At 45.7% G+C, this 15377-nt stretch carries 18 protein-coding genes; 6 read left to right on the forward strand and 12 right to left on the reverse strand.

Features of this window, described 5'->3' with window-relative positions; all coding sequences use genetic code 11:
• Nucleotides 1-9: 9 nt before the first annotated feature.
• The 3 genes from comA (at nucleotide 10) to ACFQZR_RS18455 (ending at nucleotide 2148) form a co-directional block, all read left to right on the forward strand.
• On the forward strand, nucleotides 10-828 hold the full coding sequence (gene comA, locus ACFQZR_RS18445) for a phosphosulfolactate synthase (protein WP_379348408.1): 819 nt from the start codon (nucleotides 10-12) through the stop codon (nucleotides 826-828).
• A gap of 21 nt (nucleotides 829-849) precedes the next feature.
• Complete coding sequence (locus tag ACFQZR_RS18450) at nucleotides 850-1599, forward strand: 2-phosphosulfolactate phosphatase (protein WP_379348410.1); 750 nt, start codon at nucleotides 850-852, stop codon at nucleotides 1597-1599.
• 84 nt (nucleotides 1600-1683) lie between these two features.
• Nucleotides 1684-2148 (forward strand): DUF441 domain-containing protein, encoded by a 465-nt coding sequence (locus ACFQZR_RS18455; protein WP_018755115.1) that lies wholly within the window; start codon nucleotides 1684-1686, stop codon nucleotides 2146-2148.
• 180 nt (nucleotides 2149-2328) lie between these two features.
• Here the strand turns inward: ACFQZR_RS18455 and ACFQZR_RS18460 are convergent, their stop codons facing one another.
• Entirely contained in the window at nucleotides 2329-3582 is a 1254-nt protein-coding gene (locus tag ACFQZR_RS18460; protein ID WP_379348412.1) for an aspartate kinase, read from the reverse strand.
• 205 nt (nucleotides 3583-3787) lie between these two features.
• Here ACFQZR_RS18460 and ACFQZR_RS18465 point away from each other — a divergent pair, with 205 nt between their 5' ends.
• Complete coding sequence (locus ACFQZR_RS18465) at nucleotides 3788-4018, forward strand: 3-dehydroquinate dehydratase (protein WP_152394073.1); 231 nt, start codon at nucleotides 3788-3790, stop codon at nucleotides 4016-4018.
• 116 nt (nucleotides 4019-4134) lie between these two features.
• Here the strand turns inward: ACFQZR_RS18465 and efp are convergent, their stop codons facing one another.
• The 4 genes from efp to ACFQZR_RS18485 form a co-directional block, all read right to left on the reverse strand.
• Entirely contained in the window at nucleotides 4135-4692 is a 558-nt protein-coding gene (gene efp / locus ACFQZR_RS18470) for an elongation factor P (protein WP_379348415.1), read from the reverse strand.
• 41 nt (nucleotides 4693-4733) lie between these two features.
• Nucleotides 4734-5807 carry a M24 family metallopeptidase gene (locus ACFQZR_RS18475; protein ID WP_379348908.1) on the reverse strand — a complete coding sequence of 358 codons (1074 nt, stop codon included), beginning with the start codon at nucleotides 5805-5807 and terminating at the stop codon, nucleotides 4734-4736.
• A gap of 308 nt (nucleotides 5808-6115) precedes the next feature.
• The gene (gene aroQ / locus ACFQZR_RS18480; RefSeq protein ID WP_379348417.1) at nucleotides 6116-6553 is read right to left on the reverse strand and encodes a type II 3-dehydroquinate dehydratase; all 438 of its coding nucleotides are present in this window, start codon (nucleotides 6551-6553) and stop codon (nucleotides 6116-6118) included.
• A gap of 88 nt (nucleotides 6554-6641) precedes the next feature.
• On the reverse strand, nucleotides 6642-7202 hold the full coding sequence (locus ACFQZR_RS18485) for a YqhR family membrane protein (protein WP_379348419.1): 561 nt from the start codon (nucleotides 7200-7202) through the stop codon (nucleotides 6642-6644).
• 167 nt (nucleotides 7203-7369) lie between these two features.
• On the opposite strand from ACFQZR_RS18485, the gene ACFQZR_RS18490 reads away from it, so the two are divergent.
• Together ACFQZR_RS18490 and ACFQZR_RS18495 are read left to right on the forward strand one after the other, a co-directional pair.
• Entirely contained in the window at nucleotides 7370-8317 is a 948-nt protein-coding gene (locus tag ACFQZR_RS18490) for a DUF1385 domain-containing protein (protein WP_379348421.1), read from the forward strand.
• A 24-nt stretch (nucleotides 8318-8341) separates the two neighbouring features.
• Entirely contained in the window at nucleotides 8342-8647 is a 306-nt protein-coding gene (locus ACFQZR_RS18495) for a hypothetical protein (protein WP_379348423.1), read from the forward strand.
• 52 nt (nucleotides 8648-8699) lie between these two features.
• Here the strand turns inward: ACFQZR_RS18495 and ACFQZR_RS18500 are convergent, their stop codons facing one another.
• From ACFQZR_RS18500 to ACFQZR_RS18530, 7 genes are all read right to left on the reverse strand, one after another.
• Nucleotides 8700-9674 (reverse strand): patatin-like phospholipase family protein, encoded by a 975-nt coding sequence (locus ACFQZR_RS18500; protein ID WP_379348425.1) that lies wholly within the window; start codon nucleotides 9672-9674, stop codon nucleotides 8700-8702.
• 72 nt (nucleotides 9675-9746) lie between these two features.
• Complete coding sequence (locus tag ACFQZR_RS18505; protein WP_379348427.1) at nucleotides 9747-11306, reverse strand: family 10 glycosylhydrolase; 1560 nt, start codon at nucleotides 11304-11306, stop codon at nucleotides 9747-9749.
• Between the two features lie 183 nt (nucleotides 11307-11489).
• Nucleotides 11490-11915: a transcriptional regulator MntR gene (gene mntR, locus ACFQZR_RS18510; RefSeq protein ID WP_018755104.1), complete on the reverse strand. Its 426-nt coding sequence runs from the start codon at nucleotides 11913-11915 to the stop codon at nucleotides 11490-11492.
• A gap of 92 nt (nucleotides 11916-12007) precedes the next feature.
• Nucleotides 12008-12712 carry a cytochrome c biogenesis CcdA family protein gene (locus ACFQZR_RS18515; RefSeq protein ID WP_379348430.1) on the reverse strand — a complete coding sequence of 235 codons (705 nt, stop codon included), beginning with the start codon at nucleotides 12710-12712 and terminating at the stop codon, nucleotides 12008-12010.
• A 14-nt stretch (nucleotides 12713-12726) separates the two neighbouring features.
• Nucleotides 12727-13536: a metal ABC transporter permease gene (locus tag ACFQZR_RS18520; protein WP_379348432.1), complete on the reverse strand. Its 810-nt coding sequence runs from the start codon at nucleotides 13534-13536 to the stop codon at nucleotides 12727-12729.
• Between the two features lie 21 nt (nucleotides 13537-13557).
• A complete protein-coding gene (locus tag ACFQZR_RS18525) occupies nucleotides 13558-14337 on the reverse strand; it encodes a metal ABC transporter ATP-binding protein (protein ID WP_018755101.1) in 780 nt (259 codons plus the stop codon).
• Nucleotides 14338-14366: 29 nt separating this feature from the next.
• Entirely contained in the window at nucleotides 14367-15356 is a 990-nt protein-coding gene (locus ACFQZR_RS18530) for a metal ABC transporter solute-binding protein, Zn/Mn family (protein ID WP_379348435.1), read from the reverse strand.
• Nucleotides 15357-15377: the final 21 nt, after the last annotated feature.

Below are 15377 nucleotides of genomic sequence, written 5' to 3' on the forward strand. Positions count from 1 at the left end.
GCGTTGAATATGGAAGTCATAACTAGTCCGTGTTGGCATCCCCGTCTAGCGGATCCCTCCAATGTACGTATGCAAAAACCTAGAACAACAGGCAAAACAATGGTGATTGATAAGGGGCTTGGGCCGCGAGCATTCGAAGATTTGATGCACACCGTCGGTGGCTATATCGATATCCTCAAGCTTGGTTTCGGAACATCTCCGTTGTACCCTGTTGAGATTATTCGACAAAAAGCCGAGCTAGCCAAAAAGTACGGCATTTGTCTTATTCCGGGTGGAACTTTTCTTGAAGTTGCCGTACAGCAGGGTGTCGTATCTTCTTTCTTCGATACGATCGTGGATTTGGGATTTACAGGGGTAGAAGTCTCCGACGGTACAATCGATATCTCACGTCAGCTCCGAACGGAACTGATTGAGCGTGGAATCGATCAAGGACTTCATGTGTTCTCAGAATATGGGAAGAAATTAACAGGCCAGGGCATTGATTATACCGAGCTGTTAAATACAATCTATGAAGATCATGATCACGGCTCGGAGTTAATTACCATTGAGGGACGGGAGTCCGGGATGGGTGTAGGTATTTATAATGAGCAGGGTGATTGTAAAGAAGAGGAATTCGAACGGACGCTGCTGCATATACCCAATATGGACTGGGTATTGTGGGAAGCACCGCTGAAGAGCCAACAGCTCTATCTCATTCAACAATTGGGTCCAAAAGTCAACCTCGGCAACATCCCTCCGCAAGAGGTTATGTCGCTTGAAGCGCTGAGACGGGGACTGCGATCCGACACGTTCGAGCTTCTACATCAATCCTATGATTATAGTATTTAACTTATTTAGGAGTGAAAAATCATGCAGGTAGATGTGATCGCCAGTGTTAACGAGGCGAGATCGGATGATTTTATTCATAAAACAGCGATCGTCATTGACGTTCTACGCGCGACGAGTACGATTATTACCGCATTAGCACATGGCGCGAGCGAGGTACTGCCTGTAGAGACGGTTCAGCAAGCAAGATCTTGTCAACAAATGGGCGACATTCTCGGAGGTGAGCGATTCTGTCGAAGAATCGCTGGATTTCATGCGGGGAATTCACCTTATGAATACATGACGGAAGAAATTCTAGATAAGAGAGTCATTCTCACCACAACCAATGGAACCCGCGGCATCCAGAAATCACACAAAGCGTCGCATATTCTAGCGGGTGCGCTCATCAATGCTTCCGCCTGCGCAAATGTCGCTTTGCAGCTGCGCAAAGATATTGTCCTTCTCTGTGCAGGAGCACAAGATGTGTTCGCTCTGGAAGACGGTCTCTGTGCAGGATTGATCATTGACGAACTTATGAAACAGAGTGATTTGGATGCCGTGATTCAAGTGAACGATTTCGGATTAGCCATGCATAGTGCATATATCCAACATGAAGATCGCATTCTGCACGCCCTGATGCATTGCGCAGGCGGGCGAAGATTGACGAAGATTGGGTTCGCTGAGGATGTCGAGTACTGTGCTGGGGTGAACTCCGTTCCGCTTGTTCCTTACATCTCGGGTCAACCAGCAGCGATGAAGCCATTCGCGCAGAATTCGCCACTGTTATTCAGCTAGTCTCTTCCTACGGGTAATAGTTCTAAAACAAGCTGCTGTTCATACACTTACTCTATGAAATCCAAGTGGGACAGGGGCGTTACGATGAACGGCGAAATCATTATGGTTGTGCTTATTATCATCGGCTTAATTAGCCGCTCATCTATTATAACAACAGCAGCCTGCCTGCTCTTGATCGTGAAGTTGGTCCATCTGGACCGCTATTTGCCGACAATTGAACGTCGGGGTCTGGAGCTTGGGCTGCTATTTCTCACGATGGGCGTACTTGTCCCTTTCGTATCCGGGCGCATTGCAACCAAAGATGTCTGGGCTACAATCACATCTTGGCCAGGCCTCGTCGCCATCGCGGGCGGTGCAATTGCGACCATTATGAACGCCAAAGGGCTTGAAACATTAAAAATAGACCCACAAATCATTGTGGGTCTAGTACTCGGTTCAATTATCGGTATTACGTTCTTCAAAGGAATACCTGTCGGTCCCTTAATGGCTGCGGGACTTACGGCGGTCATTATGAAGCTCATCCAGATCATCCTCAACCGCATCCTCTAGAGCGGCGGCTTATGATCACGATGTATTTCAGGGATGCTGACTCGACGTCGAATCTTGCGTTCAAGCGCGAAGTCCGGTACTCATTTAGGTTTTGCCTAAACTCCGTTTCCTCCTTCTTCACTTTCACGCAACCTTCTCGGTGCTGATAAGCCGCTAGCGGCTTTTTATAAATTAATAAGCTTAACGACGAACTTGCGGGCCGCCAACAACGGCCTGTTCTGCTGTGTCCAGACCATAAGCTGTGTGCAACGCGCGTACGATGTCATGCAATTTCTCGCTATCGATCACGCAAGATGTCTTGATCTCGGATGTACTTACCATCTTGATGCTTACGCCTTGCTGAGAGATTACTTCGAACATTTTCGCTGCTACCCCTGGGTTGCTGACCATTCCTGCACCAACGATCGATACCTTCACCAGATTCGTCTCTGATGTAACATGATCATAAGGAACTTCATCACGAATCCCATGAATGACTTCAATCGCTTTGTCGCAATCGTCCAGGTTCACCGTGAAGGAGAAGTCTGCCGTTCCGTTCTTAACACCGCTCTGTACGATAATATCTACGTTAACCCCAGCTTTGGCAAGCGCCGTAAATACTTGTGCCAATACCCCAGGCAAATCTTGAACGCCAAGAATACTAATTCTTGCCACGTTCTTATCAAATGCAATCCCACTTACCACTACACCCTGCTCCATGACTGTCTCCTCCTTCACGACCGTACCTTCATTATCCGTAAAGCTTGATCTAACCACTAGACATACATTATTGTGCTTCGCATATTCAACAGCACGCGGATGAAGCACCGCTGCGCCTAAATTCGCTAATTCGAGCATTTCATCATACGAGATCTCATCCAATTTACGAGCGCATTTCACAACGCGCGGATCTGTCGAATAGATGCCGTTGACATCCGTATAAATTTCACATACATCCGCCTTGATCGCTGCAGCCAGTGCAACCGCTGTCGTATCAGACCCACCTCGTCCAAACGTTGTAATTTCACCTTCATCGGACATGCCTTGGAACCCGGCCACGACAACAATTTTATCTTCATCTAATGCTGCATCGATACGATCCGGCTGAATATCTGTAATCCGCGCTTTCCCGTGTACAGCCTCTGTCCGAAACCCAGCCTGCCATCCAGTGAAAGAAATAGCTTCATGGCCGAGCTGATGAATCGCCATCGACAACAGCGCAACAGAGATCTGTTCTCCGGTCGTGAGCAACATATCCAACTCACGCGCAGGTGGATTCGGATTAAGTAATTTGGATTGATCGATCAGATCATCCGTGGTGTCTCCCATCGCGGATACAACAATGACACAGCGGTTTCCAGCTTCTTTTTTCTCTACGATTCGTCTAGCAACGCGCTTCATTCGCTCCGTGTCTCCAACAGAGCTACCCCCAAATTTCATGACGAATAAAGCCAATGTTGTCTCACTCCCTATTGAACAACTGTATAATAATTTTGAATATTATAACATATTCCTTCCGTGTTGTGGAAAAAAACAAGAAAAACGCGATATTTTCGTAATTTCTCACATACTTTTAACAGAATTTTAAGATAGTTTTAATGTTCGCCCTGTACAATAGGGTCATAAGTTCAATAACTTTATCATTTCGGAGGTGTCTCCTATGACAAAACAACTTATCAACTTTCAGAATAAAACAATTCCTGTATTCTACACATCGATGAATAAAAAGACATTAACTGCACTATTAACCGCACTTGATTCCAAAATGAAAAACGGTAAAAAAGCGATTAAGAAATGCTTGGATACATTAATCAGTATCGAAATTATCGGCTGCGAGGCCATTCTTCATTCGAAACGTGAATCGGATACGTTAGCCCTTTCCTTATTCTAACGATCCATGGAATTAATCTTCAATAAGGTCTCTATATCCCCTACATATAGAGGTAGTTATACAACAAACCCCTTTCGACACCATCGGTGCTGAAAGGGGTTTGTTGTATATATTCCTTATGCGCGGGAGCTGTATTTACCTTCACGTGTATCGATGATAAGTACATCGCCTTCATTGATGAATAGAGGCACTTGAACGTTATGACCTGTTTCGAGCTTCGCGTTTTTCGTTGCACCTTGTGCCGTGTTACCCTTTACGCCTGGCTCCGTCTCAGCAACTTTAAGCTCAACCGTTGTCGGCAAGTTAACGCCAAGAATTTCACCTTTATAGCTGACGATTTTAACGTTCATGTTCTCGATTAAGAAGTTCAATTCCCATTCCAACTGTTCTGCTGTCAGGCTGAATTGATCGTAAGTCTCGTTGTCCATGAATGTATATTCTGTTCCACTGTTATATAAGTATTGAACGTCACGGTTGTCGATTTGTGCGCGACCAATTGTCTCGCCTGCACGGAATGTGCGCTCAACCGTATTCCCGTTGCGAAGGTTCTTCAATTTCGAACGAACGAAAGCTGCACCTTTACCTGGTTTAACGTGTTGGAAATCAAGTACTGTGAAGATATCGCCTTCTACTTCTACGGTAAGTCCTGTCTTAAAATCATTTACTGAAATCACTAAAAATTCCTCCTAAAGTTCGTATCCTGCCTAGCCCATTCTTACATATCTAATTGCAGATAGTCTTTCTTCGAATGAGTTAATATTTTAATCCCAGTCTCTGTGATGACAATGTCATCCTCGATACGTACACCGCCGATACCTGGCAAATAAATGCCTGGCTCTACAGTAACGACCATCCCGGGTTTTAAAACCATATCACTGCCCTTGGCAACGCGGATCGATTCATGAACCTCCATCCCAAGGCCGTGTCCGGTACTATGGCCAAAATATTCACCATAACCATACCGTGTAATGATATCTCTCGTCAAGGCATCTGCCTCACTGCCAGTCATCCCAGGTCGAATGTTCTCGACCGCATGGAGCTGTGCCTCAAGAACGATATCATAAATTTCGCGATGCTTCGCAGACGGTGTTCCTAGAGCGACTGTACGTGTAAGATCCGAGCAATACCCTTTGTACAGCGCACCGAAATCGAACGTAATCAACTCATTCCCTTGAATCACACGCGGACTCGCTACGCCATGCGGAAGCGCAGAGCGTTCCCCAGAAGCTACGATCGTGTCGAAGGAAGAAGATGTCGCACCGTTCTTACGCATGAACATTTCCATCTCTAGCGCAAGGGACTCTTCAGTAACACCCGGTTTGATCATCGGAAGAATATGCGCGAACGTAAGGTCGGCCAAATCACAAGCCTCTTGCATAATCGCGAGTTCTTCCTCATCTTTGAAATTACGGATATCCTCAACAAGGTCTGATGTCGGGATTAGTTCAATCCCTGCGAGCTGCTCCGCATACTTCGTATACGTCCCATAGGACACATGAGCTTGTTCGAATCCAAGACGTTTCACTTGTCCGCCTAACAATTCGCGAACGCTGTCCATGACGACCGCCTTGTGCTGAACAATATCATAGCCCTGCACTTGGCTATTCGCCTGCTCTACATATCTGAAATCCGTTAAGAAGTAGGCTTTATCCCGTGTGATCAAGACATACCCGGAACTTCCTGTAAACCCCGTTAAATAACGGCGATTATATTCGTTCGTAATTAGAATTGCTTCCAATTGAGCAGCTTGCATCGCTTGTCGAAGCTGAACCACGCGTTTATTGTCCAATTGTTCCATCCTCTTTTCATCCCAAATTGAAATGCCAATGATCTGTCCTTATTGTGTGTTCAAAAAGTCGGCATTTCAGCACCGAGAAGGTTGCGAGAACCTGAAGGGTCTAGGCTTCCGTAGCGAGTTTTTCTTCGAAAAACTTTTAGAGGAACGGAGTTTAGGCGAAACCAAAATGAGTACCTGAAATGTTTCCAGAGGAAACATACTCCGTAAGCATACGCTCTTCGAAGGTGATCGCAAGATTCGATGTTGATTATGCTTCTTGAATGACTTCGTGATCAAATGATGACTTTTTGAACTACCTCTTATGCAGATAAATGACGATAGAGTGCGAGTAAGCCCAATTCGTAACTTACAGTGCCAAATCCGGCAATCTGTCCAATGACAACGGGCGCTGTGACAGACACGTGCCGAAACGCTTCACGCTTATGGATATTCGACATGTGAACCTCAACCGTCGGTATCGCAACGCCGCTAATCGCATCACGAAGCGCATAACTGTAATGCGTAAGCGCCCCGGGATTGATCAGAATCCCATCAACCTGTTGATAAGCTTCTTGGATACGGTCAATCAGCGCACCTTCATGATTCGATTGAAAGAACTCCACAGCTAGTCCAAGCGATTCTGCTTGCGAGCGCAGCATGGATTCAATATCCTTCAACGTAACCGAACCGTACACGGCAGGCTCTCGAACACCAAGCATATTTAGATTAGGACCATTGAGTACAAGTATTTTTTGCATCCGATTTCATCACCCGTCTTATGTACAATGTGGAACGTGTACCACACGATATTTTACCATAGGTCGGGGTAATTTGAGAAGCAGTCTCTTACGAATTCGTTGCTCCTTCAGGTTGAGGGTTATGACCTACGTTTTGGTGATCCTGACCTTTCTTCGCATGACCCGGTTCTCTTCCTCGTTCATCCGTGTATTCCACGGCTACCGTATATCCAATAAATAGCCCCCATATCAAAAACAGACAAAACTCCGTTAAAATCGTCGTCCTGCTTAATTTTGTAAGCATGGGCATCATATGCATCATAGGACCAATAAAACCATAAAGAATCACCCACCAGACAATCCCATAGCCAATTCCAGGCCATGGGCCTTTCAACTTGCGCAAGCATAAAGTATAAATCATGGTTGCTAGGATCGACAGTAGGATGAAATAGACCCATCCCACCATTTGACCACGCATGGTCATCAAATACGAATGCTTATAGAACGGCTCGGCCAAATAACCTGGGGTAATGGTCGTGAATTGAAATATGTAAAACACCCACCTTATGCCGCCCCATATCAATCCAGCAAAAAAGCCGATTTGGATGGCAAACCGAAGCGGATCCGTCAATGTTGATCTCGTCTGTTCTTCATGTTGTAACATTTGCATTCAACTTCCCTTCATCATTTATATGTTCGCTAGTATGTGCAATTGCTGGAATCGTAAACAAGTGGAATTTCAACGTTAAATTCGTTACAATAGGAAGGAATCCGTTATTGTAGTGTGATGATGATCACGACTTGTACGATTTGAATATACTAAGGAAGGTGAACTCGTTGTCGAATAACCAGAAAGCCGCTGTATACGGTGGACAAGCTGTGCTCGAAGGCGTCATGTTTGGCGGTAAAAATGTCAATGTGACAGCGGTTCGGCGCAAGAATAACGAAATAACATTTTATGAAGTACCGAAAAATGATAAACCATGGGTCAGCGCCCTTAAGAAAATCCCCTTTATCCGTGGTATCGTAGGGATCGTTGATTCCAGTGCAAAGGGTTCGCAGCATTTGAACTTCTCTGCCGAGATGTATGCCGAAGACGAAGTGGATGATCCGGAAGAGAAGGCCAAGCTCAAGGAAAAGGAGAATTCCGGGTTTAACTTGGCGATGATCGTCGGGGTTGCAGTCGCAGGCATCATTGCATTCATCTTTGGAAAAGTTGTTCTAACTTTAGTGCCAGTTTTTATTGAAAATCTGCTCTTTGGAAAAGCATTCGATAATAAAATATTACACAACCTTATTGAAGGCATTATCAAAATCATTTTACTCTTAATTTATTTATGGGCGATCTCCCTTACGCCGCCAGTGAAGCGGCTGTTCCAGTACCATGGTGCAGAACACAAAGTGATCAGCGCCCATGAAGCAGGTCTAGAACTGACGGTTGCCAACGTCCAACGCTTCAACACGCTGCACTACCGTTGCGGAAGCAGTTTCATTATTTTATCGGTCATTATTGGTGTTATAATCTATTCCTTCTTCAACTGGGATAATTTAACCGAACGAATCATTCAACGTCTCCTGCTCCTGCCAGTCGTACTTGGTGTATCTTATGAAGCACTCCGCTTCACGAACATGCTTCGTGACACGCCAGTGCTCAGATACCTCGGTTATCCGGGCCTATGGCTGCAACTGTTAACGACAAAAGAACCGACAGATGACCAAGTCGAAGTATCAATCGCTTCCTTCAATCGAATGAGAGAGCTTGATCAGCAAATCTCTAAAGGGTAATTCATTTCGAGAGGATGATGTAGTATGGTGAATCGGCATCGAATTTCCTTTATTGTCATCATGGCGTTAGCGGCACTCGGTGTAGTGTATTCCATTGTAAATGGAAAGTATGGACTGCTCATACCCGTGATCGTATTCGGAATTGTGTTCCTGCTCCTGAAATTCCCGCCAGGCCGCTATCGGAAAGCACCGAAGATTAAGGTATCTCAGCGGACAGAAGCGAAGTATGCGAAGTCGCATAAACCAAAACGTAAGACCGTTCCTTTCCGCGTGATTGAAGGATCCAAAGGTAAAGATGACGGTGATGATAACATTCCTCGGTTCCACTAAACTCAAAGAAAAGCTCCTCATCTGCATGCAGCAGACAAGGAGCTTCTTTTTTTCATTTCTTCCACGACATTTCTGCTTGGAACTTCTTAAATTGAACCTCATACCCTTCATAGGTCCATCGTTCAAAAAATTGCGTTCCCGCAAGTAAGCCTGAATCATATAAGCTAGTACTTTGCTCCGTCGAAATCTCAAATTGCGTATTTCGGATACCGAGCGTAGGAATCTTAATGGTCCGATATCGATTATACTGTTCGATATACCGTTCATCATGCGCAGACATCATCGTCTCGAACATTGCTTCGAACATCGTAAATGGCCCTCCAATCGCATGCGGCTGATGATCTTGCTTCCCCACCATCTGAAATCCAATGGTCGGAATCAACTGCTTGGTTCTTGGATTACGATCTTTCTCGAATAACCAGAGTGGGAAATTACTGAGCAACCCGCCATCCACGATGTAAGAAAACTGCTTGGAGAATGGCTTAGAACCGCCTTGTACGTTCCAACTCCGGATCATGACCGGGTCGAAAAAATAAGGAATGCTGGTGCTCATCCGAACCGCTTTGGCGATTTCGAACTTGTTCGGGTCAATACCATAGAGCTCAATATCGTCCGGGAGCACCAGCAGTCTTCCATTAGAGATATCTGAAGCAATAATACGAAGCTTATCTGGGGCAATGTCTCCGAAGGTTCTAATATTTTTCTTCAGCAGCAGTTTCCGAACCCAGGTCTCCAGGGCTTCACCCGAATATAACCCTTTTTTCAACAAAACGCGTGTAATCGGTCCAATAACTTTAATATTAAAGATAGGGGCGCGCTTCAAAAAGGAGGTGAAGGGTGTGCTCATAATGATCTCACGCATCTCCTCTGCCGTATACCCCGCTGCGATTAATGAGGCTACGATCGAACCCGACGATGAACCTGCTACTCGATGAAAGGTCACCCCATGATCCTCGGCCGCACGCACCGCCCCTGCCAGCGAAATCCCTCTGACTCCGCCGCCTTCAAACACCGCATTCACCAACATCCGCCCACCCCCTAGTGGCCATTGACATAGAACCTCTTGTCTATGTATATGCCGAAGAGGGTTGTTTCCATGTTAACGAGAATAGTAGGCTTGTAGTTGATCTGCGATGCCTAGAACATTCGCTTGAAGATTCTTCGCTCGGAAGAATAGACTACCTTCAACGCCGCCGTTTTGACGGTTATAATCCAGCTGTTCTATGATCGTATTGCTGCTAGACCATCCCGCTTCCGTCGTCCCTAACTTATAGGCAGCGTGGCCAACATAGAGCTTGACACCAGTACCCTTCGTCTCGTTGACCCACCAATCCACTAACTTATCGTATGGCGCAGCTTTCGTCCCATTGTTCCAATAGATTTGAGGGGCAATATAATCAATCCAACCGTTCTGAATCCATGCTCTTGTGTCGGCATATAGATCATCATAGCTATTTACACCTGCATTCGTCGCTGAGCCTGTTGGATCGAGCTTGCTGTTACGCCACACACCAAATGGGCTGATTCCATATTTGACATGACGTTTGGCTTGATGAATTTGTTCACCGAGGGTTCGCACGAACTGATTCACATTATCCCGGCGCCAATCGCCCTTATTGTTGAATTGCCCATTATTATATGCTGCATAACTTGCATCATCTGCGAAAGGCTCTTTATCCTGACCGTAAGGATAGAAATAATCATCCAAGTGAACGCCATCAATATCGTAATTGTTCACGACTTCCATGATCGCTTGAAGAATGTGCTCACGGGCTGCCGGGATACCAGGATCGAACATCAGCTTGCCTTGATGGCGCACGACCCAATCCGGATGCTGAACCGCTGGATTGTCAGCCGAGAGACTCTCTACTTTGCTGTCCACACTGACTCGGAACGGGTTAAACCATGCATGGAATTCCATTCCTCTCGCATGTGTTTCCTCGATCATAAAAGCAAGTGGATCATACCCAGGATCTTGCCCTTGTACCCCCGTTAAATATTTGGACCATGGTACAAGCTTCGATGGATAGAATGCGTCTGATGCAGCACGCACCTGTACGAATACCGCATTCATGCCCATTCCTTTCAGATCATCTAGCAATTTCGTAAACTCAGCCTTCTGTTGCTCAACTTGAAGACCTGCCTTCGAAGGCCAATCCAAATTATACACGGTGGACACCCAAGCGCCACGCAAGTCCTGATTCGGGTATGTATCATTATTATCATTTGAAGAAGTCATCGTAATGGTACGGGTGACGCCATCCCATACGACCGTTACGCCTAAATTCTCAGCTACGAATCGCAGTGGAACGAGAACGCGGGAATCTCGAATCGCTACCGCTTCATCTAACTTCACCTCATTGCCATTTACATTCGCAACTCGATTCTTCTCTCGTAAAATCAACGTATTATTGTTCTGATAGATTGTCGCCGTTCTATTCTTCCAATCTACCGTCGCGCCAAGCGATTCGCTAATGACACGCAAAGGCACCATCGTCACATTCGTACGCGGCGTCAAGTAAGGCGCCACATCCGTTGCGATGCGTCGGTCATTTAGGAACAGGGCTATTTCTTTCGTCTGACCAGCAGCGAAAGCTGTCCATGATGGGATCATAAGTAACATAATCAGTGCAACAAGAATCATTCTACTAAACTTCATTCTCTACCTCCTGTTTCTAGTCATCTTCCTATTATAATCGTCCATGTAATAGACAGCAAAACAACCCACAAAGTTGCGATAAGCGGGAATATGACTAAATTCATCATCAATAAAGCAAAAAAACGCCCATTCCGGAAAGGAATGGACGCTTCTGCTAACGCGTGCGAATCAATATCATTACGATTAGGATTCGTTATTCAACTCGTGATGTATTTCTTGCAAATGACGTAACCGCTCGGGATCACGCTTGAAGTATTCGACCAATGTCTCGATGCAAGTAATCGAATCCCAGCTCAAGTGATGTTCAATCCCTTCGACATCCGTATAGATATTCTCATGCTGAACACCAATGATCGTTAAGAAATCCTCCAACAAATGATGACGTTCAACGAGACGTTTCCCCATCTTCTTCCCTTTGTTCGTAAGGATCAAGCCACGGTATTTCTCATATATGAGGTAATTATCTTTATCGAGCTTTTGAATCATTTTCGTCACTGAGGAGGGATGAACTTCAAGACCTTCTGCGATGTCAGATACCCGTGCATAGCCCTTTTCGTCAATCAGTTTGTAAATTCGCTCCAAATAGTCCTCCATGCTCGGTGTAGGCATTGGTTCCCCTCTTTTCCAACATTATAAATTGTACTTCAATATGATACATGTTTTACAGGACCAAATGCAAGTCTGTCCGAACTTTCACGACTTTAGAACTTCAACCAACTTGGCGTAATGGACTGCAGCCAGATCGTAATCCGGCTCATCTGATCCGTAAATAATAGGATCGCCATAATGATCATAATCACGCCGCCAATCTTCATCAGACGGTTCGAATATTTCAGAATCCAACGGGTCGAGCCAATGAAAAAGGCAAAGATGAAGAACGGCACCGCAAAACCGATCGTATACGCTGTAATGAGCCTGAGCCATGCATTTGGTTCCGTAGCCGCCAGTCCAATGATCGCCGTCAGAATCGGCCCTACACACGGGGACCAACCCGCAGAGAATCCGATACCGAATACGAAGGAACCAATATAACCAGCCGGCTTAAATTTGAACTGAAATTTCCGTTCTTTCATCAGGAATTGCGGCTGGAATAATCCGACGAGGAATAACCCCATTACTAGAATTAATATCGCGGAAATCTGACGAATTAAATCTTTATAATCTACAAATAAATCCCCTACTAAACTCGCACCATAACTTAACGCATAAAAAACAACCGAAAACCCTAATACGAAAAAGAACGTATGCGACACGACGCGCATCCGTACTTCACGTGTGTTCTGTTCTGTCTTCAGACGATTGACGGACACACCCGTTATGAATGATATGTAAGAAGGATATAGCGGTAAACAACAGGGCGAGATAAAGGAAGCCAGCCCCGCCCAGAATGCAATCCATACGCTCATGTTGAATCGTCCTCCTAAATTTTCAGCCCTCGACGGACTATCATGGTCACGATGAGAATCGTAATTAAGATCAATACAATCGTCGCCCCCGGTGCGAGACTCCATACCCCAGCGACCAAGAGACCGGCTATCGCCGCAATTTCAGCTATGATCACCGAGAAGATAATCGATTGACGGAATCCGCGTGCGATCAACAAGCTGCACGCCACGGGAATCGTTAGCAATGCGGAGATAAGCAGCGCACCGACAATTTTGATGGACACACTAATAATCAATGCCGTAAGGACTGTAATCATGATGTTCAATGCACGGACAGGCAGGCCCGACACTGCTGCTGCATCTTCATCGAACGTAAGCAGGAACAGCTCCTTCCAGAACACCGCAACGACGATGAGGACGATAACCGCAACGACTGCGACCACATAAATATCAAGATCAGTTAATGTATAGATGCTACCGAACAAGTAACTTGTCACGTTCAAGTTAAAGTTCTTACCTAGCGTGAAGAAGAGCGATGCCAGCGCAACCCCACCCGACATAATAATCGCGATGGACAGCTCAGCATAAGTCTTATAAGCCTTACGCAGCCGCTCAATCGCAAACGAAGCGAGCAATGCGAAGATCAATCCGACGGCTAACGGGTAGACCTGCAGCAGGAACCCCAGTGCAACACCGGCAATCGTCACATGCGCGAGTGTATCCCCGATCATGGATAGCCGTCTTAACACGAGAAAAGTTCCCATCAGCGGTGCAACCACAGCGATGAGAACGCCTCCGACGAACGCTTTCAAGAAGAAACCGCTTGTCATTAACTCTATAATCATATTCAATTCCGTTCGTCCCCTTTAAAGTGATTCTGTCTCTCGAACCGTGAGTGTATGCGATAGATTCACAGCCTCACAGTTCTCAATCTCATGGGAGTGCTTCACAAAGAACTTTAATTTGCCGCTCTGCTGTGCAGGTTCTTGTCCCAAGTAGGATTCAATCATATCCATGTCATGAGATACCATCAGGAACGTCATGCGATGATGCTGATGCATATGCTGTACGAGCTGGAAGAAATCATGCTGTGTCTCAATATCAATCCCTACAGTCGGTTCATCCAAGATGAGCAGCTCCGGATTATTAATAAGGGCGCGAGCCAAGAAAACCCGCTGCTGTTGTCCGCCTGATAGTTGCCCGATCCGTTTGGACGCGAGATCTGCAATCCGCATCACATCCATGGCATCCGTACATTTCTGAATATCTTCCTTCTGAATCCGTCTCGCAACATTCCGCTTCCCATACACTCCAGATTGGACAACCTCACGAACGGTTGCTGGAAATAGAGGGTTAAATGAATTTTTCTGTGGTACATAACCGATTCGCTGCCAGCCGTTAAACTGCTCTATAGGTTCTCCGAATAGCTCGATGCGGCCGCTCTTTGGCTTCAAGAGACCTACAATCATTCGCATTAACGTTGACTTTCCTGCACCATTAGAGCCGATGAGCCCGACGAAATCCCGCTGCTGTACAGCAAAATTCAAATCACGAATGACCGATTGATCTTGATAGTCAAATGAGACATGCTCGAGCCGAATCACATCTTGATGGCACCGTGCATTCGTAGATGATTCAATCGTCATTATCGCATTCCCCTTTACTTGTTCTCACTCTATTGTAAAGCCTTAAGTAAATTTTGCAAATTGCGTTCCATCAATGTAACATAATTTTCACCAGATTTGTCCTGCTCCGGTGTTAGGCCTTCGATTGGATTCAATACCAACGTCTCAACCTTCGCTTCACTCGCTAGCATCTTCGCAATTTGATCCGATACCAATTCTTCGAAGAAAATATATTTCACGTTATGTTCTTTCACATATTTCGTTAATTCAATAATGTCTTGACTGCGCGGTTCTGCTTCCGGTGACAATCCCATCACGGCTTTTTGCGTGAGACCGTAGTCACGAGCCAAGTATCCGAACGCTTGGTGCGATACGACAATCTCTTTCTTGCTCGTATTCGCAAGTTCTGTCTCGAACTTCGAGTCCAGATCTTTCAGCTTCTTCTCTAACTTCGCATAATTCGCTTCATAGTCCGCTTGATTCGCAGCATCCACTGCAATGAAGCTATCCTTGATATTCTTCGCCATGATGAGTGCTGATTTTGGACTTACCCACGTGTGCGGGTCCAGATACATATCATCGCCGTGTGCTCCATCGCTGCCATGATCGTGCTCGTCTTTATTGCCCGCTTCTTCGCCATGATGATGCCCGTCATCGCCCTCTGCATGAATCATGTCAATCCCATGACTCACTTCAACCGTTTTTAGCGGTGTGTCTTTTCCCAGCCCTTGCAGGAAATTCGGAATCCAGCCTTCAAGACCTGCACCATTATAGAGCAGCAGCTGTGCTTTGGATGTTACCGAGATTTCTTGACTTTTCGGTGTCCAATCATGCGGTTCAACGCCAGTCGGGATCAAATTCATGACATTCGCATGATCGCCTCCAATTTGCTTGGCAAAATCATAAATAGGGAAGATCGTTGTAACGACATTTATTTTCCCTTCTTCAAGTTTTATGGCATTATTCTGTTCGCATGCAGTAAGCATGATCGCAAAGATCATTATGACTGCCCCTATCATATATTTACGCATCGATTTCATCGTCAATCCCCTCCCAAGGCT

It is taken from the genome of Paenibacillus sp. GCM10027629 (assembly GCF_042676425.1).
Taxonomy (GTDB): domain Bacteria; phylum Bacillota; class Bacilli; order Paenibacillales; family Paenibacillaceae; genus Paenibacillus_K; species Paenibacillus_K terrigena.

Coding starts and splice junctions, on each gene's coding strand:
- comA (WP_379348408.1), top strand. CDS start 10: ATGGAAGTCATAACTAGTCCGTGTTGGCATCCCCGTCTAGCGGATCCC.
- ACFQZR_RS18450 (WP_379348410.1), top strand. CDS start 850: ATGCAGGTAGATGTGATCGCCAGTGTTAACGAGGCGAGATCGGATGAT.
- ACFQZR_RS18455 (WP_018755115.1), top strand. CDS start 1,684: ATGAACGGCGAAATCATTATGGTTGTGCTTATTATCATCGGCTTAATT.
- ACFQZR_RS18465 (WP_152394073.1), top strand. CDS start 3,788: ATGACAAAACAACTTATCAACTTTCAGAATAAAACAATTCCTGTATTC.
- aroQ (WP_379348417.1), bottom strand. CDS start 6,553: ATGCAAAAAATACTTGTACTCAATGGTCCTAATCTAAATATGCTTGGT.
- ACFQZR_RS18485 (WP_379348419.1), bottom strand. CDS start 7,202: ATGCAAATGTTACAACATGAAGAACAGACGAGATCAACATTGACGGAT.
- ACFQZR_RS18495 (WP_379348423.1), top strand. CDS start 8,342: ATGGTGAATCGGCATCGAATTTCCTTTATTGTCATCATGGCGTTAGCG.
- ACFQZR_RS18500 (WP_379348425.1), bottom strand. CDS start 9,674: ATGTTGGTGAATGCGGTGTTTGAAGGCGGCGGAGTCAGAGGGATTTCG.
- ACFQZR_RS18505 (WP_379348427.1), bottom strand. CDS start 11,306: ATGAAGTTTAGTAGAATGATTCTTGTTGCACTGATTATGTTACTTATG.
- mntR (WP_018755104.1), bottom strand. CDS start 11,915: ATGCCTACACCGAGCATGGAGGACTATTTGGAGCGAATTTACAAACTG.
- ACFQZR_RS18515 (WP_379348430.1), bottom strand. CDS start 12,712: ATGAGCGTATGGATTGCATTCTGGGCGGGGCTGGCTTCCTTTATCTCG.
- ACFQZR_RS18520 (WP_379348432.1), bottom strand. CDS start 13,536: ATGATTATAGAGTTAATGACAAGCGGTTTCTTCTTGAAAGCGTTCGTC.
- ACFQZR_RS18525 (WP_018755101.1), bottom strand. CDS start 14,337: ATGACGATTGAATCATCTACGAATGCACGGTGCCATCAAGATGTGATT.
- ACFQZR_RS18530 (WP_379348435.1), bottom strand. CDS start 15,356: ATGAAATCGATGCGTAAATATATGATAGGGGCAGTCATAATGATCTTT.